Consider the following 22,502-nt stretch of genomic DNA (forward strand, 5'->3'; position numbering starts at 1 on the left):
TGCAATTTCCAGGCTGGCAATGTATGTATCGATTGCTAGTTGTGTCATGTTGCTGATATTGATTTTGCTTCCTGTGACTTCTGTTAATAAGTCTCTTAGTTATAAGAAAACAGACCCTGTACGTGTGCCGATAATTCCATGAAGTCAAATATCACGAGGTACCGGTCTATTGAGTCGTTGCTAGTCCGACCCGGCTGGCGTCGGCCCGATATCTTGATGGCTCTATACGTAGCACGTTATCAATCTGCATCCACTTCTTTATATTGTGTGGAAGGCATTGATTATACGAACGAATCTTCTGTTGGCTGGAATCCGCGAAAACCGTTATCCCGCCTTTGATAAAAATGCCTCAATGGTCCGGAGCAAGGCTTCCTGATCCCGCTTCGGCAGCTTCTCAATCTCTTTTACCTTCCTTAGCAGCCGCTTGTTCTTGATCGTCCCCGCCTCCTTGGCCGATTTTTCCAGGCCGAGGAGTTCGTCGGCCGTCGTTCCCAGGATCTTGGCCAACTGGACGATCAAATCCCCGTGCAGTCGGAGTTCTCCCGTCTCGTAGTTCGACACTAGCGGCTGCGTCACGCCGAGCAGATCGGCCAGCTCCTTCTGCGTGATGCCCTTCTCCTTCCGCAGCTTGACCAACCGTTCCCCGGCATTCTACGACGTTGCTGTATCCGCTTTGCCCAAGGCGATTACTTCACAGACCTGAAGGCATTCCGGCGGGCGATGAGCGATCAACGATTAGCGATCTTACGTGCGATTCGGGCAAATCATCCGGCCTCGGTTTACGAACTGGCAAAAATCGTGAACAGAGACGTGAAAAACGTAACTGCCGACCTGGCGATTCTGGAAGAGCTTGGTCTGGTCGAACTGAAGAAAACCAATACTCCACGGGGCAAGGTCACTCCAACGGTGCCCTACGATTCGATAAACTTGGATATTGCAGTTTGAATGTTAACAGGCGCGTAATAATGACCCGCTTTCGGGGACAATCGGCGTCCGGGTCTGCTCCCCCACGGAAAGCATAACCACCTGACCCATCAAGGTTTTCCCCTGTGGGGCGTCGGGCCTTGTTGCATTCCGAAATGGGTCATTGTGGTAATCAGATTGCCCCCTGCGATCGGTGCCAGTTCGGGATTCTTGCGCGAGTCCCAAGATGGGACTATACTTCGATCATGCGGGTCATTGCTCTCTCAACATTGAAGAACTTCTGGGACGATGCCCCGGCTTTCATGGATGCCCGGGAGCCAACCTTGGCGTGGTACCGGCATGTGCTGAGAACGGACTGGTCATCGCCTGCGGAAGTGAAGAGGGACTTCGCGAACGCGAGCATCCTCAAGGACGGGCGGGTCGTCTTCAACATTGCCGGGAACAAATACCGGATCGTAGTCTGGATCAATTACCCGTACCGGGTTGTCTACGTGAGATTCATCGGAACGCATGCGAATTACGACGCGATCGACGTTCAAACGGTGTGAAAGGGAAGGGGATCATGGATATCCAAGCCATCAGGACCAAGCTGGATTACCGGCGGACGCTAAAAGAGATCGAGACGCTGATGGACGCCACGCCCAACACCCCGAAAGGTGAACGGCTCGACGTTCTCGTCGCCCTCGTTGAGTCTTACGAGCGGAAGCATTACGCGCTCGACCTTCCCGATCCGGTCGAGGCGATCAAGTTCCGAATGGAACAGATGGGACTTGCCCCGAAAGACCTGGAGCCGATGATCGGCCGTCGCAATCGCGTATACGAGGTGTTGAACCGGAAGCGTCCGCTGACGATGAAGATGGCTTGGCGTCTCCACACAGAACTCGGCATCCCGGCCGAGAGCCTGATCCGGCCACCGGCGGATTATCGGGCGGCCTGACGGCCGTCTAGCGTCCGAGGAACCATCCGATCAATTGTCGGGCGATCGTTTCCCGGCGGGGGATGTTGAGCGTGGCGATCTCATCGGGCGTGAACCAGGCGGCGCTCGCGATCTCCTTTTCCTCGGGCACGATCTCGCCCCCCGCGTATTCCGCGGTGAATCCCACCATCAGCTGCCCGGGGAAGGGCCACGGCTGGCTGCCGAAGTAGCGAAGGTTCGCGACCTCGATGCCGACCTCTTCGCGAACCTCGCGCCGCAGGCATTCCTCGAGCGTCTCGCCCGGCTCGACGAAGCCGGCCAGGACGCTGTGGAAGGCGTTGGGGAAGCGGCGCGCCTGGGCAAGCAGCAGGCGATGGTCGCGGACGACGGCGACGATCACGGCCGGGTTGATGCGCGGGTAGAAGTGCGTCCCGCAGTCGGGGCACGCCTTGGCGCGTTCGCCCGGGACCGGGGTCGTGGGCTTTCCGCATCGTCCGCAAAACTGCGTCGTCCGGTCCCAGTCCATAATCTGGAAGGCGCGTCCGGCGAGGGAGAATAAGTCGTCGGACAGCACGCCGAGCAGCGGCCGGAGCGGGCGCCAGGCCATGTCGTCGGGCGCAGAGGGGCCGGCTGCCTCGCCGGAGAAGCAGGGGACGCCGTCGAGGGTGCCGAGGTATTGGCTCCGGACGGGGCGCAGGCCGAGGGTGTCCGGCTTGCGGAAGGTCGGGATCGAGACGCTTTCCCCCCGGACCGACAGGAGCAGCCGGTCGCCGTGGAACAGGCACCAGAGCGCCTCGGGGCACGGTTCCTGCGGGGGATCGATGGCGGGTTCGAATCGCATGGTCCCGAGTATACCCTCGGCGTGACACAATGGGGCAGGGAGGAACGAATCGATGTCGATCCATGACCGGGAAAAGAAACGTGCCGAGAAGGTGCTGAACGTCGGCATCCTTTCGAAGGTGGAATACGAGCGGCGGGTGGAGGCGATCGCCCGCGGTCAATACGTGCCGCTGAAGAACGAGCCGAGGGTGTGGTTCGAATCGCGCCAGTCGATGGAGCAGGTGCTGAGCCCCGAGAACGTCGAACTGCTCCGGATCATCGTCCGCAAAAAGCTCCAATCGCTCCCGGACCTCGAGGCCGCGACCGGCCGGGCGGCCACCAACATCGCCCGGACGCTCAAGACACTGGCGCGCTACGGCGTCGTCGAGATCGTCGACGACGGCGAGACGGTGCAGACGGTCGTCCGGGGCACGAAGTTCGAGGTGACGTTCGGGCAGGACGGCGCGCCTCCGGTCGAAGACACCCGTAAGAAGTTCAAGAAGATCCACCGGAAGGCGCAGGAGGCGGGAATGACGCGGGCCGTCCTCGCGAAGCTCGTCAAGAAGGTGCGCAAGGGGGGCAAGAAGATCTGATGCCGGTCCGCGGTTCCTCCATCGACGGCACCCTCCGCGAGGTCTTCGGGTACGATTCGTTCCGGCCGCACCAGCGCGAGGTCGTCGAGCACGTGATCGACGGCGGCAGCGCGTTCGTCCTCATGCCCACGGGCGGCGGGAAATCGCTCTGCTACCAAGTGCCGGCGCTGCACCGGCCCGGCACCGCCATCGTCGTCTCGCCGCTCATCTCGCTCATGAAGGACCAGGTCGACGCGCTCCGAGCCAACGGCGTATCCGCGGCGTGCCTCAACTCGTCGCTCGCGGCGGGCGAGGCGACGGCCGTCCTGCGCAACCTGCACGCGGGCGTGCTCGACCTGCTCTATGTCGCCCCCGAGCGGCTCATGCTCGACGGCACGCTCGAGATGCTGCGCGGCCTGCCCGTATCGCTGTTCGCGATCGACGAGGCGCACTGCGTCTCGCAGTGGGGGCACGATTTTCGTCCGGAATACGTCCAGCTCGGGCGACTGCGCGGCCTGTTCCCGGATGTCCCCTTCATCGCGCTCACCGCCACGGCCGACGATACGACCCGCGAGGATGTCCGCGCTCGCCTCGGCCTGCTCGACGCGCCGGTCTACGCCGCCGGGTTCGACCGTCCCAACATCCGCTACACGGTCGTCGACAAGACGCAAGGGGGCGCCCAGCTCAAGGCGTTCATCGACCGACACGAGGGCGAGTCGGGCATCGTCTATTGCCTCACCCGGAAGCAGGTCGAAGAGGTCGCCGCGCGGCTGCGCGCAGGCGGCATCGCGGCGCACCCTTACCACGCCGGTCTCCCCGCCGCCCAGCGGTCGCGGGTCCAGGACGCCTTCCTGCGCGACGAGATGCAGGTCATCGTCGCGACCGTCGCCTTCGGCATGGGCATCGACAAGCCCGACGTCCGCTTCGTCGTCCACTACGACTGCCCGAAGAACATCGAGGGGTATTACCAGGAGACGGGCCGGGCCGGGCGCGACGGCCTTCCCGCCGAGGCGTATTGCCTCTTTGGCCTTCAGGATGTCGTCACGGCGCGCATGCTGGTCGAGCGGGGCGAAAATCCGCAGCAGGTCCGGATCGAGAGCCACAAGCTCGACGCGATGGTCGCCTTCGCCGAGGCGGTCACCTGCCGCCGCCGGGTGCTGCTCGGATACTTCGGAGAGCCGCTCGACCACGATTGCGGCAACTGCGACGTCTGTCTCGACCCGCCCGAGCTCTACGACGGGACCATTGACGCCCAGAAGGGGCTCTCGGCAGTCTATCGGCTGGGGCAGGGATTCGGGATGGGGCACGTCATCGACGTGCTGCGCGGCGCACACGGGCAGAAGATCGCCGAGCGGGGGCACGACAGGCTCTCCGTTTACGGGGTCGGCGCCGACCAGTCGAAGGACGCGTGGGCGAGCATCCTCCGCCAGCTGATCCACCGCGGATACCTCGTCCAGGACATCGCGGCCTATTCGGTGCTCAAGCTCACGGACGCGGCTTGGCCGATATTAAGGAGCGAGGAGACGCTTCGGCTCGCGCGTCCCCGCATTCGGGTGAAAACCGGGAAGCAACGGAAGGCCGAGGCGCCCGGCGGGCTTGCCCCCACCGACAGGTCGCTCTTCGAGCGTCTTCGCACCCTCCGCAAGCGGATCGCGGCCGACCAGGGGGTTCCGCCCTTCGTCGTCTTCGGCGACAAGTCGCTGCTCGACATGGCCGCGCGCAGGCCCGCCACGCCGAAGGAATTCCTTGAAGTGCACGGCGTCGGCAATGCGAAGCTCGAACGGTATGGAGACGAATTTCTGGCGACGATCAACGACCGGGGGGAGGCGGGGTGAACCTTAAGCCGATCTATTCCTTGCCGCTCCAGTCGGCGCGGAGCGTGCGGCCCGGACTCGAGACGATCCGGAGCATGAACGGGCGGCGGCCGGCCATCCCGGCGTAACGCAGGTCCGAGAAGATGAACACGTTGTCCGCCCCCGCGTGGATCGTCTCGACCGAGGGGAAGCGGGCAAACCAGAGATAGGTCTTCACATCGGCCAGCTGGCGGACAGCCGTGAGCCCCGGGACATCTTGCCCGTGCGGCACCTGGTCCTTCCATTCGAATGTTCCGCCGACCGGGTTCACTTCGGCCCGGAGCCAGCGCTTGCCGTCGTCGACGAAGCCGTTCCAGGCCAGCGGGCCCACGGGAAGGGGGAAGGTGATCCCGTCCCGGCCGGATGATACGTAACCACGGCAGGTATCCGTCGACGCGAACGCCTGCGACGTGAGGAGCGCCTCGGGCGAGACGGTGACCATGTCAAGGCGCGGCAGTGCCCAGACGTGCGCCACCCGGACGCCGTCCCGCTTCGCCGCCTCGGCGACCGTCGCCTCGGCCCGGTAATGGAGCGTCGCGGCGAACCCGACGTAGATCGACAGCACGGCGAAGGCGATGCGCGCCGGCGCCGGACGCGGTCGGAACCTCGAGAACCAGAGCCCGGCGATGATGATCGCCGAGAAGGCGAGGTCCACGACGAAGAGCAGGTCGAGGGAGATCCGGGCGTCGGAAAAAGGCTGGAAGATCTGCGTTCCGTAGGCATTGAGCAGATCGAGGGCGATGTGGGAAAGCTGGCCGGTCAGCACGAGCAGAAATAGCCCGGCCATGTTTTTCCAGCGGCCGAACCGGTGGAAGAGGGCGGCGACGAGGATCGACGAGATCAAGACGCCGACGAAAGAATGGGAGATTCCGCGGTGGAAGCGGATGAAGAATTCGTTTCCGAAGAGGGAGACGATCTGGTCGAAGTCGGGAAGGACCGATCCGAGAACGGCTGCGGCTTTGGCTTCGCCTCCCCATTTTTCGGTCGGTACGGACTTGGCGATGAGCCAGCCGGTCAATCCGTGCGTCAACGTATCCATCGCTTTTCAGTATAACACGATCGGCCTACTCGTCCGACGGACCCGTGCGCCTTCGCTTGGTTTCGCCCTGGCGACGCTTCGATTCCAGCCGCCTTTCCTTGGACCCGCGGGACGGTTTCGTCTTCTTCCGGGGCGGCGGGGGCGGTTCGAGCGCTTGGGCGATCAGCCGGCCGAGCCGGTCGCGCGCATCCTGCCGGTTGCGTTCCCGTGTCCGGAAACGGTGCGCCTCGATGACGAGGAATCCTTCGGCCGTCATTCTTTTCCCCGCGAGCCGGATCAGCCGGGCGCGGGCGTCGTCTCCGAGCAAACGGGTGGCGACGGCGTTGAAACGGAGCCGAACCGCCGTCGCCACCTTGTTGACGTTCTGCCCGCCGGGACCCGGTGAGCGGATGAACTCTTCCTGGAGCTCGCTTTCGGGAACCGCGAATGCGGGGACGTCGGGCATCAGTCCGGCCGACGCGCTTGCCTTACTTCACGATCGACAGGAGCTCGACCTCGAAGTTGAGAACCGAGTTCGGGGGGATGGCCGGGGGGGCGCCCATGGCGCCGTAGGCGGTGTCCGGGGGGCAGACGAGCTTCGCCTTGCCGCCAACCTTCATCTTCTGCAGCCCCTCGGTCCAGCAGGGGATGACCCCGCCGAGCGGGAACTCGGCCGGAGTGCCGCGCTGGACCGACGAGTCGAACACCTTTCCGTTCAGAAGTTTTCCGGTGTAATGGACCTTGACCGTGTCGGAGGCCTTCGGCGAGGGGCCGCTGCCGTTTTTCACCGGGATGACGACGGCGCCCGAGGCGGTCGTGATCGCGCCTTTCGCCTTCTTGGCCTGGGCAACGGGATCGGCTTTCTTGTCTGCGGCATGGGCCGAGGCGGCGACGGCAAGGCAGAGGAACAGGGCAAACAACGGCTTTTTCATCTGGGATCTCCTTGTGGGATGGGTCGAACCGGGTGATATTTTACCCGATTCCTTCCGATAAGTTCATCAGCCACTGTCGCAAGGAGACAAAGACCCATGGACAACGCCGCCTCGATCGCCGCTTCCGCCCTCAACGCCTTCTCGGTCCGCCAAGGCGTGACCGCCAACAACATCGCCAACGCAGAAACGCCCGATTTCAAGGCGTCGTCGGTGCGGATGGAAGAGGTTCCCGCCGGGGGCGTGACCGCCACCCCCGACAAAGGGAAGGATCCGGTCGACATCTCGAAGGAGGCCGCGAACCTGCTCGTCAACAGCAGCCTCTTCAAGGCCAACGTCGCCACCGTCAAGACGGTCGACGAGATGACCCGGGCGCTGCTCGACATCAAGGCCTGAAGCTTAAGCCGGCGCCTGCAAAGCTATAGCGGCTTCAGGTTGCCGAACTCTCTCCACTCCAGGAAGTTCTTGGGCGCCAGCGTAAATTGGTAAAGGTTTTCGAGAATCCGGTAATGGTCGCGTTCCTCGGAGGCGATCCGCAGCAGCAATTTCACGAGCTCGGGATCGGATTCCTTCTTGGCTGCATCCTCGTAAAACTTGACGCTTGCCTCCTCGTTCTCCATCCCGTGCCGGTAGCCGTCGAGCGATTCCGCGAGCAGCTCGGCATTCTTTTGGTCCGCGATCAGTTCCTTGAAGAGATTCTTGCCGGTCTCGAGCGTATTCGATTCGGCGAAGCTTCCCTTCAGCCCGTCCCGGAGCGCCTTGAAGGTCGCGTAGTGCTTCGTCTCGTCCGCCGCGAGGTTGGTGAAGATGGTCTTTAGCCCGACGCTGCCCGTTTCGGAAGCCAGTTTCTCGTAGTACTCCTTTCCGTCCGTTTCCATCTGCATGGCGAATTCGAAGATGTTCATGGCAAGACCCCCTTTCGTTTAACCATTGGATGCCGGTTGTCCCGGCAGGTTACGCGGCTTATCCTGATAAATATCATCGGGAGGAAGAAAATGATCCTGGATACGCTCGAAAACGCGGACCGCTACGCCGGGCTTCAAGACGGGTTCCGCCAGGCGTTCGCGTTCCTGCGCGGCGCCGCAAGGGACTGCCCACCTGTCGGGCGCGTAGAAATCGACGGGGACCGGCTGTTCGCCGTCGTGTCGGACGGCCCGGGGCGGAAGCGGGAGGCGGGACAGCTCGAGGTGCATGCGCGCTACATCGACATCCAGTACGTGGTGTCCGGGACCGACGAGATGGGGTGGAAAGGGGCTGGGAAGCTGGCGTCGCCATCGACGCCCCTCGATCCCGAAAAGGATGTCGCCTTTTATCCGGATGCCCCCGACGCCTGGATACCGGTGCCCGCCGGATCCTTCGCCGTCTTCTTTCCGGAGGATGCCCACCTGCCCCTCGTTTCGGAGGCGAACATCCGGAAAATCGTGGTGAAGGTCGTGGTATCCTGCCCGTGATCCGGCGGGTCGGCCGGCCGAAAAGAATAATTCCAGGAGTGTAGGCAATGCCCGAAACCGGACCCATCCTGATCGTGGACGACGAGGCCAGCATCCGCAAATCGCTCGAAGGCGTGCTGGGCGACGACGGATTTACCTGCCTGCACGCGGCCGACGGCGCCGAGGCGCTTTCTCTGCTGCGATCGCGCAACCCCGCGCTGGTGCTGCTCGACATCTGGATGCCGGGCATGGACGGGATCGAGACGCTTCGCCGGATCAAGGAGATCAGCCCGCAGACGCCCGTGATCATGATGAGCGGCCACGCCACGATTGCCACCGCGATCAAGGCGACCCAGGCGGGCGCCTCCGACTTCATCGAGAAGCCGCTCGAGCTCGACCTCACGCTGGGGGCGATCCGCCGCGCGCTGGCGTCGCGGGCGTCGGGCGCCGCAGACCTGGCCGGAGATGCCGAAACGCCGAATCCGCCGGTGGGCGTCCCCGAGCTTCAGAGGCTTGTGTTCGAGAAGCAGGCGCTGCCCGGGAGGGCGATGCCCCAGAAGACGCTCGCGCACGGCGCCGTGATGTACGGGCAAGGGCTCCATTCCGGCAAGAAGAGCGGGCTGATCCTCGAGCCGCTCGGCCCCGGCTCGGGCATCCATTTCGTCGGCGTGTCCGACAACCGCGCGGTCCCGGCGCACCTCGACTTCGTCGGCTCGACCGGCTACGCCACCTCGATACGGCTCGGAAGCACGCAGGCCGCTACGATCGAACACGTCATGTCGGCGCTCAACGCCTACGGAATCTGCAACCTGCTCATCAAATGCAACGGGGAGGTGCCGGTGCTCGACGGCTCGGCCGCCGAGTTTTGCGCCCTCTTCGAGGAGGTGGGGCTCGAGAACCAGGTCGGCGACGATTGGCACCAGATCGTGGTCAAGGAGCCGATCACGCTGGGCGAGGGTCGCGAGACGATCCGTCTTGAGCCGTGCGACGGGTTCGAGGTCGACTACACGCTCGACTATCCGCACCCCGTCGGGATGCAGCATTTCGCTTTCCGGCTCGACGACCCGGCCGTCTACCGGAAGGAGATCGCCCCGGCGCGCACCTTCGGCTTCGTGAAGGACATCGGACATCTGCAACGGCAAGGGCTGGCGCTCGGCGGCCGCTTCGACAACTTCATCCTCTTCGGCGACGAAGGGCCGATCAACGACACGCTGCGATTCCCGAACGAGCCCGTTCGACACAAGATCATGGACGCGATCGGCGACTTCTACCTGCTTGGCCGGCGCTTGCAGGGCCGCGTGGTCGCCCGCATGACCGGCCACTCCGACAACATCGCGCTCCTCCGCAAGGTGCGCGAGCTGATGCGGGACAAGCCCTAGCGACGCTCCCTGCCAGATCGCAGGCGGTAGAGGACGCGCTCCAGGTTGCCGGCGGCCTCGTGATCGTTTGGATATCGGCGAAGCAGCTCCTGGTACTCGATGGCGGCTTCGTACATGCTTCCCTTCCGTTCGAGGAACAGCGCCAGGTTGAAGCGCGCATCGGAACGCTCCGGTTCAATCAACAAGGCCTCCCGAATGAGCCGGACCGCCTCGTCGTAGTCCCCGCGTTCTCCCATTTCAGCGCCCAGATTCGTCAAAATCGACGGGTTCCTCGGATTGACCTCCAGGGCGTGGCGATACAACGTGACGCTGTTTTCCCAGTAACCTGCCTGCCGATATGCCGTCACGGTCAAGAGGGCCAGCACTGCGACTGCGGCCGCTCCCAGGAGTGCGGTCCTGTGGCGAAAGGGCGCGGCCAGTTCCCAGGCCGGCCAGGCCACAAGCAGGAAGATCCCGATGAGCGGCAGATAGGTGTAACGATCCGCCATGGCCTGACCGCCCACCTGGACCAGCCCTATCACCGGTACCAACATCCCGATGAACCAGAACCAGCCTACGAAAATAGACGGATACCGTCTCGCTGCGCGGCAGGCGAAAATCGTCAGGATCGCGAGGAGGAGCAATCCTGCGACGGCCGCTCCGACTGAATGGGCGATTCCCGGGTGGGGATATTCGACGGCCAGGCGGGCGGGCCAGAACGTCTTGCAGAGATAGCGCACGTAGGCAACCGGTATGTTCAGCAGTCGGGCGGACCAGGGGATGACTTCCAGCGACTTGACCGCGCCGCCCCGGTCCTGGACGACGGCCGTCACCACGCAGGAAACGGCCGAAAGCAGGAATAGCGGGATTTTCTCGATGGCGAGCGCGGAAAGGGGGGCAGGGGGCCGGAGGGGGCCGCCGCTCCCTTCGGTATCCGCCGACCCGGCAGGGGTACATCGCATGCGCCGGAACGGCCAGTAATCGAGCAGCAGCAACAGGAAGGGGAGCGTCACGAGCATGGGTTTTGCCATCAAGCCCAGCGCGAACAGGAAAACGACCGGGACCATCCGTTTCCATTCCGGCCGCCGGCAATATCGCTCGTACGCCAGCAGCGACAACATGAAGAAGAACCCGCTCAGGACGTCCTTCCGTTCCGAGATCCATGCCACCGATTCGACATGAAGCGGATGCAGGGCAAACAACGCTGCGACGAAGGCGCTACGGCCGAAAGCGCCCGTCATCCGATAGAGGAGAAGCAGGAGGAGAAGCGTGTTCGCGATGTGGATGAAGACGTTTGAGAGGTGGTGGCGGCCGGGATCCATCCCGAAAAGGGAGACGTCCAGCATGTGGGAAAGCCAGGTCAGCGGATGCCAGTTGCCGACGTCGCCGGTCGTAAACGCCCAGCGGAAGCCGTCCGGCGTCAGCCCGTCACGGACGATCGCGTTGCTGCTGACATATAGAGGGTCGTCGTAGGAAAGGAAGCCATGTCCGGAAACCTGGCCGTAAACCGCCAAAGTGGCCGCAACGACAAGCAGGATCGTGACGGTCGAGAACAAACGGAAATGATACTTTCGTTGGATCCTGTCCGACAATGTCAGTCCCCGTGCCCTCTTCTTTCTGGTACGCCAGTATAAGCTTCCCGCTGCCGGATGCCGAGGCCTTTCCGCCCCGGTGCAATTCCGTTTCGTCGGGGAGCCGGGATGTGCTAACATGAACGCCCCCTCAGGGAAAAATCCGTTGCCCGAACCTCCGGGCGAACCTAACAGGATGTGACGTCATGGGTTTCCGTTGCGGCATTGTCGGCATGCCGAATGTCGGCAAGTCGACGCTTTTCAATGCGCTCACGATGGCGGTGATCCCCGCCGAGAACTATCCCTTCTGCACGATCGAGCCGAATGTCGGCATCGTCCCCATGCCCGACACGCGGCTCGATGCGCTCGCCGGCATCGTCAAGCCGAACCGCGTGGTCCCCACGACGATGGAGTTCGTCGACATCGCCGGGCTCGTGGCGGGCGCCGCCAAGGGAGAGGGGCTTGGCAACAAGTTCCTGGCCAACATCCGGGAAACCGACGCCATCGCCCACGTCGTCCGCTGCTTCGAGGACGACGACGTGATCCACGTCGAGGGGATGGTCGATCCTGTGCGCGACATCGACATTATCCATACCGAACTGGCGCTCGCCGACCTCGAGACGGTCGAGAAGGCGATTCTTCGCGTCGGCAAGTCCCTCAAGTCCGGGAGCGCGGAAGCCGCCGCCCAGTACGCGCTGTTCGAGAATATCCGCGACTGCCTGGCGAAGGGCGACCCCGTCCGGTCGATGGGACTCGACGTCGAGCAGCGGAAGATGGCCCGCGAGCTCTGTCTTTTGACCGCGAAGCCGACCGTCTACATCGCCAACGTCGACGAACACGGCTTCGAGGGGAACAGGCACCTCGACGCCGTCCGCGCGCTGGCTGTCAAGGAAGGCTCCGAGGTCGTCCCCGTCTGCGCCGCGATGGAGGCCGAGATCTCCCAGCTCGACGACGCCTCCCGCGTAGAGTTCCTGGCCGACATGGGTCTTGACGAGCCGGGGCTCAACCGGGTCATCCGGGCCGGGTACCGGCTTCTGGGCCTCCAGACTTACTTCACGGCGGGCGTGCAGGAAGTGCGGGCATGGACGATTCCCGCGGGCTGCCTTGCGCCGCAGGCCGCGGCGGTCATCCACACCGACTTCGAGAAAGGCTTCATCCGCGCGGAAACGATTGCCTACGAGGATTTCATCGGCCACCGCGGGGAGACGGGAGCGAAGGAGGCGGGTAAGTGGCGGCTCGAGGGGAAGGAGTACCCCGTGAAGGACGGCGACGTCCTTCATTTCCGTTTCAACGTCTGACGGCGATCCGGGACCAAGGAACTCGGGAAATCATGTCTGTTTTATTTTGAACAAATTCGGATCGTGGATCGGCTTTCGGAGTAAAATGCCGCCAACGCAGATATAGCTATCTTTGGAGGTATCGAGCGATGTCGGATGAAAGCGGGCTATTGACCGGGCTCCAGTCCCGGAGCACCAGTCGGCGTGATTTTCTCAAGATCATCACCATCGCGGCCGCCTCCGTCGGGCTCCCGGTCTCGGCCGTCGGAAAGATGGCCGAGGCGGCAGCCACGAAAGGCAAGCCTTCGGTCATCTGGCTTCATTTCCAGGAGTGCACCGGCTGCACCGAGTCGCTGCTCCGGACCTCCCACCCCGCACTCGCCACCCTGATCCTCGACCTCGTCTCCCTCGATTACCACGAAACGCTTTTCGCCGCCGCGGGCTATCAGGCCGAGGATGCGCTCAATGCCGCGATCAAGGCCCACGACGGGAAGTTCATCCTCGTCGTCGAGGGGGCGATCCCCCAGAAAGACAACGGGATCTACTGCAAGGTCGGCGGGAAGACAGCGCTTCAGATCCTGAACGAGGTGGCGCCCCACGCCGGGGCGATCGTCGCGATCGGGTCCTGCGCCTCCTTCGGCGGCATCCCCGCGGCCGAGCCCAACCCGACCGGAGCCACCGGCGTTCCGCAGATCCTCAAGGGCAAGACGGTCGTGACGCTCCCGGGATGCCCCGCCAACCCTTACAACCTCCTCGGCACGGTGCTCCAGTTCGCCACCTACGGCACCCTGCCGGCGCTCGACGAGTTGGGCCGCCCCAAGTTCGCCTACGCCCGGGTCATCCACGAAGACTGTCCCCGCCGTCCCCATTTTGACGCCGGGCGTTTTGCCGAAAAGTTCGGCGAGGGGGCGCACCGGGAAGGCCACTGCCTCTACAAACTGGGGTGCAAAGGCCCCGTGACGCACGCCAACTGCTCGCTGCTTCCCTACGTCGAGATGCCCGGCGCCTGGCCCGTCGGCATCGGCCATCCGTGCGTCGGATGCTCCGAGCAAGCGGTCGCTTTCCGCACTCCGATGTTCGAGGTCGTGCCGATCCACGGCGCGACGCCTCCCTCGACTTACGCCCCCATCACGGCGGGCGGAGGGAAGGTCAGCATCCCGGCGGCGCTTGCCGTGGGCGGGGCGCTCGGCGCGCTCGTCGGCGCGAGCGTGGTCGCCTCGAAGAAATTCTCCGAGCGCGTCGGCGATCAGGATGTTCCCGGCGATCGTCGCCGATGGGACGACAAGCAGGAGAAAGGCGACTCCGGAGAATCGAAATGAGCGCGGGGCTGACGCGCCGCGAGCTGCTTCGGCTGGCATGCATCGGCAGCGCCGCCGCCGCCGTCGCGCCGGTCGAGACGGCGACGGCGGCCGTCCACTCCGAGAAGCCGCAAGCCGCGCCCGGGGCGGTCGGCATGCTTTACGACGCGACCGTCTGCACCGGCTGCAAGGCATGCATGGCGGCCTGCAATCAGGTCAACGAACTTCCGGCCGATTCCGCCGGGTCAGGCGGTCTTTACCACGCGCCGCTCGACCTCAACTCGAAAACCAAGAACATCATCAAGCTCTACCAGGCGCCCAATGCCGGCAAGTGGTCGTTCGTCAAACGCCAGTGCATGCATTGCCTCGACCCGGCCTGCGTCTCCGGGTGCCCCTTCGAGGCGCTCTCGAAAGATCCCGAGAAAGGCGTCGTCCGGTGGGACGGTTCCCGCTGCATCGGCTGCCGGTATTGCGAGATCGCATGCCCCTTCCAGATCCCCAAGTTCGAATGGGACAAGTGGAACCCACGCATCGTGAAATGCGAGTTCTGCATCACGCAGCGCCTCGAGAAGGGCGAGCAGCCGGGGTGCACCGGCGCCTGCCCGACCGGCGCGGTGATCTTCGGCAAACGCGACGCGCTCCTGGCCGAGGCCAAGCGCCGCATCGCCGCATCGCCCGGCAAATATTTCGAGAACCGCGTCTACGGCGAGAAAGATGCGGGAGGCACGCAGGTCTTCTACCTCGCGGCGGTTCCATTCAAGGACCTCGGGCTCCCCGAGCTGGGGACCGATTCGATCCCCTACTATGCGACCAAGGTCAACGCGAAGCTCTATAAATGGCTGTCGGGGCCGCTGGTCCTATACGGAATCCTGGCGCTCGCGGTCAACCGGAACTGGAAGCACCATCGACACGAACAGGAACAACATGAGGCCAAGGGCGGCCTTCCGGAGCAGTTATGAGCAATCCTTGGCAGCGCCTGGTTCCCGTCTATAACAAAGAGACGCATTCCCGGTCGTTCTGGATCTTCGGGGCGATCACGGTTCTCGGCTTCGTGCTCGCCGGGTTGCGGATGGTCAGTCCGCTCGGTCGATACAGCGGCATGAACGATGCCTATGCCTGGGGCGTCTGGAAGATCTTCAACGTCATGACGCTCACCGCGATCGGCTCCGGCAGCCTGGCCGTCGGACTCGCGGCCTGGGTGTTCGGCAACGAGAAGCTGCACATCGCGATGCGCACCGCGCTCGTCACCAGCTTCCTGTTCTACTTCACCGGCATGATGGCGCTGATCGTCGACGTCGGGCGCCCCTGGAATTTCTGGCAGATCATTCTCCCCTGGCGCTGGAACGGCCACTCCGCGCTCCTCGAGGTCGCCGTCTGCATGCCGGCGTACGCTTTTCTCTTCCTGCTGTTCGAGAATGTGCCGCTTGTCCTCGAGCGTTTTTCCTACACGGGCTCCGATCGGGTCAAGGGCGCGATCAAACGTTTCGACCCGGTCATGAAGAAGGTTTACCCGTTCGTGGTGGCCGGTGCCTACCTCCTGCCGCTCATGCACCAATCGTCGCTCGGCGGCCTGATGCTCCTTTCCGGTCCCAAGGTGCACCCGCTCTGGCAATCTCAGGTGCTTCCGCTGCTCTACGTCCTGGCGGCGTGCATTTGCGGATTCGCCTTCGTCAACTGGACGCTTCTATTCACGTGCTACCGATACCGGCGCCCCATCAGCATCGAGGTCGTGTCCGAAATCGGCAGTCTCATGTCCTGGGTCACTTTCGCGTGGCTTGTCATCCGGATCAGCGACATCCTGATCCGCGGCCAGGTCCACGCCGTGCTCGCCTTCGACCGGTACAGCTTCCTGTTCCTGACCGAAACCCTGCTTATGGCGATTCCCGCGATCCTGCTCCGCTTCAAGTCGAAGCGCGAGACGCCCCGCACACTCGTGACCTGCTCGGCGCTGGCAGGATTGGGCGGCCTGCTCTATCGCTTCACCCCGACCGCGTTCGCCTTCACCCCGGCGAAGTCGTACAGCTATTTCCCGACGCTGCCCGAGGTGCTGATGACCATCGGCTTCATCTCGTTCGGGATCCTCACATGGCGAATCGCCGTGCGTTATTTCGCGATCCTGCCGGGCACGAACGAGGAGTGGCACGAGAACAACTGGGAACCGCTCTTCGTGTCGCTGCGGAGCCGGTTCCATAAAAAACCGCAAGGAGCTCCGACATGGCAAGAATAACCATCGACCCCGTCACCCGAATCGAGGGACACCTGCGCATCGACGTCGAGGTCGACGGAGGGGTCGTTCGCGACGCCTGGTCGGTCGGAACCATGTGGCGGGGTATCGAGACCATCCTGAAATACCGCGACCCGCGCGAGGCCTGGATCTTCACGCAGCGCATCTGCGGGGTGTGCACGACCGTCCACGCCATCGCCTCCGTGCGCGCCGTCGAGAACGGGCTCGGGTTGGAAGTGCCGCTCAATGCGCAGTACATCCGGAACCTGCTGGTGACCGCACACGCGTTGCACGACCACATCGTCCACTTCTACCACCTGTCGGCGCTCGACTGGGTCGACGTGGTCTCCGCCCTCAAGGCCGATCCCGCCAAGGCGGCAAGCCTCGCCGAGAGCCTCTCTCCGTGGCCCAAGAACGGCAGGCGCGAGATGGAGGCGACCAAGGCGCGGCTCGCGGGCTTCGTCGCGGGGGGGCAGCTCGGCATCTTCACCAACGGCTACTGGGGTCATCCGGCGATGCGCCTCTCGCCCGAGGTCAACCTGATGGCCGTCTCGCATTACCTGCAGGCGCTCGACATCCAGCGCAAGGCGAACCAGGCCGTTGCCATTTTGGGGGGCAAGACCCCCAACATCCAGAATCTCGCGGTCGGGGGCGTCGCCAACCCGATCAACCTCGACAGCCCGTCCGCCCTCAACATGGAAAAGCTCTACACGGTCAAGTCGCTCCTCGACGAGGTGGCCGCGTTCGTCCAGCAGGTCTACGTGCCCGACGTCTGCGCCATCGGCGCGATGTACCCCGACTGGTTCAAGTACGGCGCCGGCGTCACCAGTTACCTGGCGGTGCCCGAGCTGCCGCTCGATACGAAGGGCACGGTCTTCGACATGCCGGGCGGCACGATCATCGGCGGCCAGCCCGGAAGCTACAAGCCGATCACCTCCTTCCAGGACAAGTATTTCCGGGAGAACGTGACCGAGGGGATCGCCCGGGCGCACTATGACGGCGCGTGGGAGAAGCACCCGTGGGAAGAGACGACCGATCCGAAGCCGGGAGAGGTCGATCATGCCGGCAAATATTCCTGGGTCAAGGCGCCGCGCTTCCAGGGTAGGCCGATGCAGGTGGGCCCTACGGCTCAGGTCTACATGGCCTACGTTGCCGGCCACGAGCCGACCCGCCGATGGGCGGGGGCGGCGCTCGAGAAGGCGTCGAAGATCGCGGGCGTCCAACTGACTCCCGAGATCCTCCACTCCACGCTCGGGCGTCACGCCGCGCGCGCCATCCGGGCGGCAGTCATCAGCGAGCTCGCCCTCAAGCACTGGAACCTGCTCGCCGAAAACATCGGGAAGGGCGACGTCGCCACCTTCAACGAGCCCAAGATCGGCAACGAGGAGTTCCGTGGCGTCGGGTTCCACGAGGCGCCTCGCGGAGCGCTTTCCCACTGGGTCGTCGTGAAGAACGGGAAGATCGCCAACTACCAGGCGGTCGTTCCCTCCACATGGAACGCGGGGCCCCGTGACGGCAAGGGACAGAAGGGGCCTTACGAGGCATCGCTCGTCGGCAATCCGGTGGCCGATCCGAAGAAGCCGCTCGAGGTCCTGCGCACGATCCACTCGTTCGACCCGTGCCTTTCGTGCGCCATCCACACGGTCGACATGCAGGGGAACGAGCAGTCGTGCATCAAGGTGCTGTGACCGGGCCCGCCGTTCAAGGTCCGCCGAACATCGCCGTCGTTGGGCTCGGGAACGTCCTGATGGGCGACGACGCGTTCGGCCCCTACGTCGTTGCCGCGCTCGAGGCGCACCACGTCTTCCCCGAAGGGGTCGACCTGATCGATGCGGGGACCCCCGGGCACGAGCTGTCGGCATATCTCGACGGTCGAGATGCCCTGATCGTGATCGATGCGGTCCAGGCCGACGGGCCTCCCGGCTCCCTCCGGCTGTTCACATTCGACGAGGTCTGCGATCGTCCGCCGTCGCTGGCGCTGAGCCCCCACGAGCCCGGCCTTCGCGAAGCGCTGCAGAAACTCGCATTTTCCGGTCGCGCCCCGGGGCATTTCCTCCTCGTCGGCGCGGTTCCCGCCCAGGTCGAGCTTTGCACCCGGCTGAGCGAACCGCTCCTCCAGGCCGTGCCCGCCGCCGAAAGCGTCGTTCTCGGCGCTCTCGCCGGGTTCGGGATCGTCGCCGGCGAAAAAGTTCCTCCATCTCCCCTGGCTCCATGGTGGGAACGCACGGACCCCTCTCCATAGATTCGTCTTGACGCTTGCCTCCGCCCTTGGAAGAATGAGGGCTTCTGACCAGTCGTTCCACACCGGCCCGCGGCCGGCATCGGGGCGTGACCCGCGGAAATCCCCACCGCGCCCAGAAGAGGACACCCACATGACCCGCAAGATCAATTTCAACGCCGGACCCGCAGCACTCCCGCTCCCCGCGCTCGAACGCGCCAAGGCCGAGTTCCTCGACTTCGCAGGCAGCGGCATGTCGGTCATGGAACACAGCCATCGCGGCAAGGAATACGAGGCGGTCCACAACGAAGCCATCGCGCTCGTCCGGGAGCTGCTCAACGTCCCCGACGACTACGAGGTGCTCTTCCTGCAGGGCGGCGCTACGGCGCTGTTCGCGCAGATCGCCCTGAACTTTCTCGAGAAGGATGCCACGGCGCAGTACCTCATCACCGGCGCCTGGGGCGAGAAGGCGCTCGGCGAAGCCAAGCTGGTCGCGGCGCTTGCCGGGGCCGGCATCGCGGTGCAGAGCATCGGCGTGGGCGAAGGCAAGGACAAGAGCTACACTCGCGTCCCGGCGCCGTCCGAGGTCAAGGTAGACCCCAAGGCCGCCTACCTCCACATCACCTCAAACGAGACGATTCACGGCGTCGAGTTCAACGTCGAGTCCTCGCGCGCGTTTCCCGAGACCGGGAACGTGCCGCTCGTCGCCGACATGTCCAGCGACTTCCTGTGGCGCTCGTTCGACATCCGCAAGTTCGGCATCGTCTATGCCGGGGCCCAGAAGAACATCGGCCCGTCCGGCGTCGTGGTCGCGATCATTTCCAAGGCGCTGATCGAGAAGGGGCGCAAGGACATCCCCAAGATCTGGCAGTTCCGCATCCATGCAGAGAACAAGTCGCTCTACAACACGCCGCCCACTTTCGGCGTCTACATGATCCGCAACGTGCTTTCCTGGCTCAAGGACCAGGGCGGGCTCGCCGCGATCGAAACGGTCAACCGCAAGAAGGCCCAACGCCTCTACGGCGTCATCGACGCGAGCAACGGCTTCTACCGGTCCCCGGTCGAGAAAGAAAGCCGCTCCGTCATGAACGTTGTCTTCCGCCTCCCGAGCGAAGCGCTCGAGGAGCAGTTCATCGCTGAGGCCAAGAAGGCGGGCATGGTGGGTCTCAAGGGGCACCGCTCCGTCGGCGGCATCCGCGTCTCCACCTACAATGCGGTTTCCTATGAATGGGTCGACACGCTTTGCACCTTCATGGAGGCTTTCCAGAAAGGCAAGTGACGGCATCTTTGGCCTTGATCGATGCAAGTACTACACACTCATTAGGGAGGTAGTCATGGCAAGAAAGAAGATTGCGCTCATCGGTGGTGGTCAGATCGGCGGCGTTCTCGCACAGCTCTGCGCGCTGCGCGAGCTCGGCGACGTCGTGTTGTTCGACATCGTCGCGGGTATGCCCCAGGGCAAGTGCCTCGACATCGCCGAAGCGTCGCCCGTCGACGGATTCGACGTCAATCTCAAGGGCACCCAGGACTACGCCGACATCGCCGGCTCCGACATCGTCATTGTCACCGCGGGCCTGCCCCGCAAGCCCGGCATGAGCCGTGACGACCTCATCGAAGTCAACTCCAAGATCATGGCGTCCGTCGCCGACGGCATCAAGAAGTACGCCGCCGATGCCTTCATCATCGTCATCTCCAATCCGCTCGACGCGATGGTCACGCTGCTCCAGCGTCTCACGGGCATCCCCTACAACCGCATCGTCGGCCAGGCCGGCGTCCTCGATTCCGCGCGCTTCGAGGCGTTCATCGCATGGGAACTGGGCGTGTCGGTCAAGGATGTCACCGCCATGACGCTGGGCGGTCACGGCGACGACATGGTTCCTCTGGTCCGTTACGCCGCCGTCAAGGGTATCCCCGTGATGGAGCTTCTCGAGCAGAAGTACGGCAGCGAGGCCAAGGCCAAGGAAGTGATGGAAGCCATGGTCAAGCGCACCCGCGGCGCCGGCGGCGAGATCGTCAAGCTGCTGGGGAACGGTTCCGCATTCTACTCCCCGGCTTCTTCCGCGATCGCAATGGCCGAATCGGTCCTCAAGGACAGCAAGCGCGTCCTTCCGTCCTGCGTCTATCTCAATGGCGAGTTCGGCGTGAAGGGCTACTTCGTCGGCGTTCCGGTCGTCCTGGGCGCCAATGGCGCAGAAAAGATTCTCCAGTTCAAGCTCGATGCCGAGGAGCAGGCGATGATGGACAAATCGGTCGCCGCCGTCAAGAGCCTGGTCGAGACGCTCAAGTAGCACAAGCGATCCGTCGGTCTCCGTCGTTTCCGGAGCCTGATGTGTTCTGACCGGCCGGGAAGGCGCAATTTCCCGGCCGGTTTTTTTATATGGGAGGACAAATCGATGAAGCTGACGCCGATTACCGAAATCGATCCAAGGGTCCGCGCCCTGCAGCGGCAGATGTCGGCGGACGGCCTCGACGCGGTCATCATCGCCCAGAACGCCGACCTGTTCTATTTCACGGGAACGATCCAGAGCGGGAACCTCTATGTCCCGGCAAGCGGAGATCCGGTCTACATGGTCCGTCGCGATCTCGCCCGCGCGCGGTCCGAATCCTGCCTGAAGGAGATCGTCCCGTTCGCTTCGATGCGCGACATTCCGGGGATCCTGTCCGAATACGGCTATCCCGTGCCTAAACGGATCGGGATGGAACTCGACGTCCTTCCCGTCAACCTTTTCGATCGCTATCGCAAGGTCTTCCCCGATGCCTCCTGGATCGACGCCACCCCGCCGATCCGCCGGGTCCGGATGATCAAGTCTCCTTACGAGTTGACGCTGATGCGGGCGGCGGCCGTGCAGCTCGACACGATCTATCGGGCGGCGGCCGGGATCATCCGGGAGGGGATGAGCGGGATCGAGCTCGCAGCCGAGCTCGAGCTCCTGGCACGTCGGGACGGGCACCAGGGGCTCATCCGGATGCGGGGGTTCAACGGCGAGATGATGTACGCCCACGTGTTCTCCGGAATCGATACCGCGGTCCCCGCATATACCGATACCCCCTTGGGGGGGGTCGGCCCCCATCCGGGTTTCGGGCAGGGGGCGAGCTGGCGGAGGATCGCCCGGAACGAGCCGATCATCCTCGACTTCGCGGGCAGCGTCGAGGGATACCTGGTCGACCAGACGCGGCTTTATGTCATCGGGGAACTCTCCGATCGACTCAGGAAAGGCTATGACGACATGCGAAAGATCGAGGCGCTGATGTGCCGGATCGTCGCGCCGGGCGTGACCTGGGGCGAGGTCTACGACCGTTGCTGCGCACTGGCGATCGAGATGGGCTACGCCGACAGCTTCATGGGAGCGAAGGGCGCGAAAGTCTCGTTCATCGGGCACGGGCTCGGGGTCGAGATCGACGAATACCCGTTTATCGCCCGAGGCTTCGACGACGTGGCTTTCGAGACCGGGATGGTCTTCGCCTTCGAGCCCAAGGTCGTGTTTCCGGGCGAAGGCGCGGCCGGAATCGAGAATACGTTTCATTTATCCGGGAAGGGACTTGAACGGCTGACAATTTCCGACGAGGCGATCGTAAAGATCTGATGGAACGAAATGTAACTGCCGTAACCCATTTCGGGTATCATCTTGTTGTCATGGACCGCGGCGACATCCTCAACGCACAGAGGAGTTGCAATGTCACATAGAAGACCTGAAATGCCCGGAGCCGCCGACCACCTCGCCTCGAAGCTCGAAGTCGCCGTCGGTGACAGCCTCTATGCCTCGGTGTCCGGTCCTCCCATCTGGTCCCGCCTTTTCTGCTTCTGCGGCGACGGCATGTACCGCGTGTCCGTCCGATGCACCCGCAACTTCCTCGACGTGTCCATCCGGTCCGTGACCTCCGAAGGGGATGAAGACGAGGGCATCTCCGTCATGTTCTGCGCAAGCATCGGTCATCGCTCCCGCATCCAGGTCGAGCACTCCGCGAAGGGGCTCGACGCCGATGTATTCGCCGCCGTCCGGTTCGGGACCCAGGTCGCTGAAACTGCCGCGGCGAGCTGGGAGCGGGCCCGGCGCGAGCAGGATGCCGGTCCCGGCTGATCGCGTTCGTCCCCAG

25 protein-coding genes are annotated in these 22,502 nt (G+C 63.8%); 18 read left to right on the forward strand and 7 right to left on the reverse strand.

What is annotated here, in order from left to right:
* Positions 1-324: 324 nt before the first annotated feature.
* The gene (locus tag VGK27_14160; protein HEY3491248.1) at positions 325-636 is read right to left on the reverse strand and encodes a helix-turn-helix transcriptional regulator; all 312 of its coding nucleotides are present in this window, start codon (positions 634-636) and stop codon (positions 325-327) included.
* Between the two features lie 84 nt (positions 637-720).
* Between VGK27_14160 and VGK27_14165 the strand changes: the two genes are divergently transcribed.
* From VGK27_14165 to VGK27_14175, 3 genes are all read left to right on the forward strand, one after another.
* On the forward strand, positions 721-945 hold the full coding sequence (locus VGK27_14165; protein ID HEY3491249.1) for a helix-turn-helix domain-containing protein: 225 nt from the start codon (positions 721-723) through the stop codon (positions 943-945).
* A 224-nt stretch (positions 946-1,169) separates the two neighbouring features.
* Entirely contained in the window at positions 1,170-1,472 is a 303-nt protein-coding gene (locus VGK27_14170; GenBank protein ID HEY3491250.1) for a type II toxin-antitoxin system HigB family toxin, read from the forward strand.
* A gap of 14 nt (positions 1,473-1,486) precedes the next feature.
* Positions 1,487-1,861: a transcriptional regulator gene (locus VGK27_14175; protein HEY3491251.1), complete on the forward strand. Its 375-nt coding sequence runs from the start codon at positions 1,487-1,489 to the stop codon at positions 1,859-1,861.
* A 7-nt stretch (positions 1,862-1,868) separates the two neighbouring features.
* Here the strand turns inward: VGK27_14175 and nudC are convergent, their stop codons facing one another.
* Complete coding sequence (nudC, locus tag VGK27_14180) at positions 1,869-2,681, reverse strand: NAD(+) diphosphatase (protein ID HEY3491252.1); 813 nt, start codon at positions 2,679-2,681, stop codon at positions 1,869-1,871.
* Positions 2,682-2,733: 52 nt separating this feature from the next.
* On the opposite strand from nudC, the gene VGK27_14185 reads away from it, so the two are divergent.
* Together VGK27_14185 and recQ are read left to right on the forward strand one after the other, a co-directional pair.
* Positions 2,734-3,252, forward strand: a complete 519-nt coding sequence (locus tag VGK27_14185) for a hypothetical protein (protein ID HEY3491253.1) — start codon at positions 2,734-2,736, stop codon at positions 3,250-3,252.
* On the forward strand, positions 3,252-5,066 hold the full coding sequence (gene recQ / locus VGK27_14190) for a DNA helicase RecQ (protein HEY3491254.1): 1,815 nt from the start codon (positions 3,252-3,254) through the stop codon (positions 5,064-5,066). The genes VGK27_14185 and recQ overlap by 1 nt, the downstream gene beginning before the upstream one ends.
* A 13-nt stretch (positions 5,067-5,079) precedes the next feature.
* Here recQ and VGK27_14195 read toward each other — a convergent pair whose 3' ends face one another.
* From VGK27_14195 to VGK27_14205, 3 genes are read right to left on the reverse strand one after another with little or no spacing between them, the layout of a single operon-like run.
* Entirely contained in the window at positions 5,080-6,114 is a 1,035-nt protein-coding gene (locus tag VGK27_14195) for a metal-dependent hydrolase (protein HEY3491255.1), read from the reverse strand.
* 34 nt (positions 6,115-6,148) lie between these two features.
* Complete coding sequence (arfB, locus tag VGK27_14200; GenBank protein HEY3491256.1) at positions 6,149-6,568, reverse strand: alternative ribosome rescue aminoacyl-tRNA hydrolase ArfB; 420 nt, start codon at positions 6,566-6,568, stop codon at positions 6,149-6,151.
* Positions 6,569-6,590: 22 nt separating this feature from the next.
* Positions 6,591-7,034, reverse strand: coding sequence for an FKBP-type peptidyl-prolyl cis-trans isomerase (locus VGK27_14205; GenBank protein HEY3491257.1), 444 nt, complete (start codon positions 7,032-7,034; stop codon positions 6,591-6,593).
* Between the two features lie 96 nt (positions 7,035-7,130).
* Between VGK27_14205 and VGK27_14210 the strand changes: the two genes are divergently transcribed.
* Positions 7,131-7,427, forward strand: coding sequence for a flagellar basal body protein (locus tag VGK27_14210; protein HEY3491258.1), 297 nt, complete (start codon positions 7,131-7,133; stop codon positions 7,425-7,427).
* A gap of 23 nt (positions 7,428-7,450) precedes the next feature.
* On the opposite strand, the gene VGK27_14215 is transcribed toward VGK27_14210, so the two are convergent.
* Positions 7,451-7,936: a ferritin family protein gene (locus VGK27_14215; GenBank protein ID HEY3491259.1), complete on the reverse strand. Its 486-nt coding sequence runs from the start codon at positions 7,934-7,936 to the stop codon at positions 7,451-7,453.
* Between the two features lie 90 nt (positions 7,937-8,026).
* Here VGK27_14215 and VGK27_14220 point away from each other — a divergent pair, with 90 nt between their 5' ends.
* Together VGK27_14220 and lpxC are read left to right on the forward strand one after the other, a co-directional pair.
* Positions 8,027-8,482 carry a YhcH/YjgK/YiaL family protein gene (locus tag VGK27_14220; protein HEY3491260.1) on the forward strand — a complete coding sequence of 152 codons (456 nt, stop codon included), beginning with the start codon at positions 8,027-8,029 and terminating at the stop codon, positions 8,480-8,482.
* Positions 8,483-8,529: 47 nt separating this feature from the next.
* A complete protein-coding gene (gene lpxC / locus VGK27_14225; protein HEY3491261.1) occupies positions 8,530-9,840 on the forward strand; it encodes a UDP-3-O-acyl-N-acetylglucosamine deacetylase in 1,311 nt (436 codons plus the stop codon).
* On the opposite strand, the gene VGK27_14230 is transcribed toward lpxC, so the two are convergent.
* Positions 9,837-11,411 (reverse strand): tetratricopeptide repeat protein, encoded by a 1,575-nt coding sequence (locus VGK27_14230; protein ID HEY3491262.1) that lies wholly within the window; start codon positions 11,409-11,411, stop codon positions 9,837-9,839. The two genes, lpxC and VGK27_14230, sit on opposite strands and share 4 nt — an antisense overlap.
* 185 nt (positions 11,412-11,596) lie before the next feature.
* Here VGK27_14230 and ychF point away from each other — a divergent pair, with 185 nt between their 5' ends.
* The 10 genes from ychF to VGK27_14280 all read left to right on the forward strand — a co-directional run bounded on the left by ychF (position 11,597) and on the right by VGK27_14280 (position 22,486).
* Positions 11,597-12,688, forward strand: a complete 1,092-nt coding sequence (ychF, locus tag VGK27_14235) for a redox-regulated ATPase YchF (protein ID HEY3491263.1) — start codon at positions 11,597-11,599, stop codon at positions 12,686-12,688.
* Positions 12,689-12,816: 128 nt separating this feature from the next.
* Entirely contained in the window at positions 12,817-13,986 is a 1,170-nt protein-coding gene (locus VGK27_14240) for a hydrogenase small subunit (protein ID HEY3491264.1), read from the forward strand.
* Positions 13,983-14,924, forward strand: a complete 942-nt coding sequence (hybA, locus tag VGK27_14245) for a hydrogenase 2 operon protein HybA (protein HEY3491265.1) — start codon at positions 13,983-13,985, stop codon at positions 14,922-14,924. Before VGK27_14240 ends, hybA begins: the two co-directional genes overlap by 4 nt.
* Complete coding sequence (gene hybB / locus VGK27_14250) at positions 14,921-16,192, forward strand: Ni/Fe-hydrogenase cytochrome b subunit (GenBank protein ID HEY3491266.1); 1,272 nt, start codon at positions 14,921-14,923, stop codon at positions 16,190-16,192. The genes hybA and hybB overlap by 4 nt, the downstream gene beginning before the upstream one ends.
* Positions 16,180-17,877 (forward strand): nickel-dependent hydrogenase large subunit, encoded by a 1,698-nt coding sequence (locus tag VGK27_14255; GenBank protein ID HEY3491267.1) that lies wholly within the window; start codon positions 16,180-16,182, stop codon positions 17,875-17,877. The genes hybB and VGK27_14255 overlap by 13 nt, the downstream gene beginning before the upstream one ends.
* Complete coding sequence (locus tag VGK27_14260; GenBank protein HEY3491268.1) at positions 17,859-18,431, forward strand: hydrogenase maturation protease; 573 nt, start codon at positions 17,859-17,861, stop codon at positions 18,429-18,431. The genes VGK27_14255 and VGK27_14260 overlap by 19 nt, the downstream gene beginning before the upstream one ends.
* Before the next feature lie 130 nt (positions 18,432-18,561).
* Positions 18,562-19,686 carry a 3-phosphoserine/phosphohydroxythreonine transaminase gene (serC, locus tag VGK27_14265; GenBank protein ID HEY3491269.1) on the forward strand — a complete coding sequence of 375 codons (1,125 nt, stop codon included), beginning with the start codon at positions 18,562-18,564 and terminating at the stop codon, positions 19,684-19,686.
* 55 nt (positions 19,687-19,741) lie between these two features.
* Positions 19,742-20,695, forward strand: coding sequence for a malate dehydrogenase (mdh, locus tag VGK27_14270; GenBank protein HEY3491270.1), 954 nt, complete (start codon positions 19,742-19,744; stop codon positions 20,693-20,695).
* Between the two features lie 105 nt (positions 20,696-20,800).
* Positions 20,801-21,991, forward strand: a complete 1,191-nt coding sequence (locus VGK27_14275; GenBank protein HEY3491271.1) for a Xaa-Pro peptidase family protein — start codon at positions 20,801-20,803, stop codon at positions 21,989-21,991.
* A gap of 111 nt (positions 21,992-22,102) precedes the next feature.
* Positions 22,103-22,486, forward strand: a complete 384-nt coding sequence (locus VGK27_14280) for a hypothetical protein (protein HEY3491272.1) — start codon at positions 22,103-22,105, stop codon at positions 22,484-22,486.
* Positions 22,487-22,502: the final 16 nt, after the last annotated feature.

The sequence above is a fragment of the Candidatus Deferrimicrobiaceae bacterium genome, from assembly GCA_036504035.1.
Lineage (GTDB): Bacteria > Desulfobacterota > Deferrimicrobia > Deferrimicrobiales > Deferrimicrobiaceae > JANXPS01.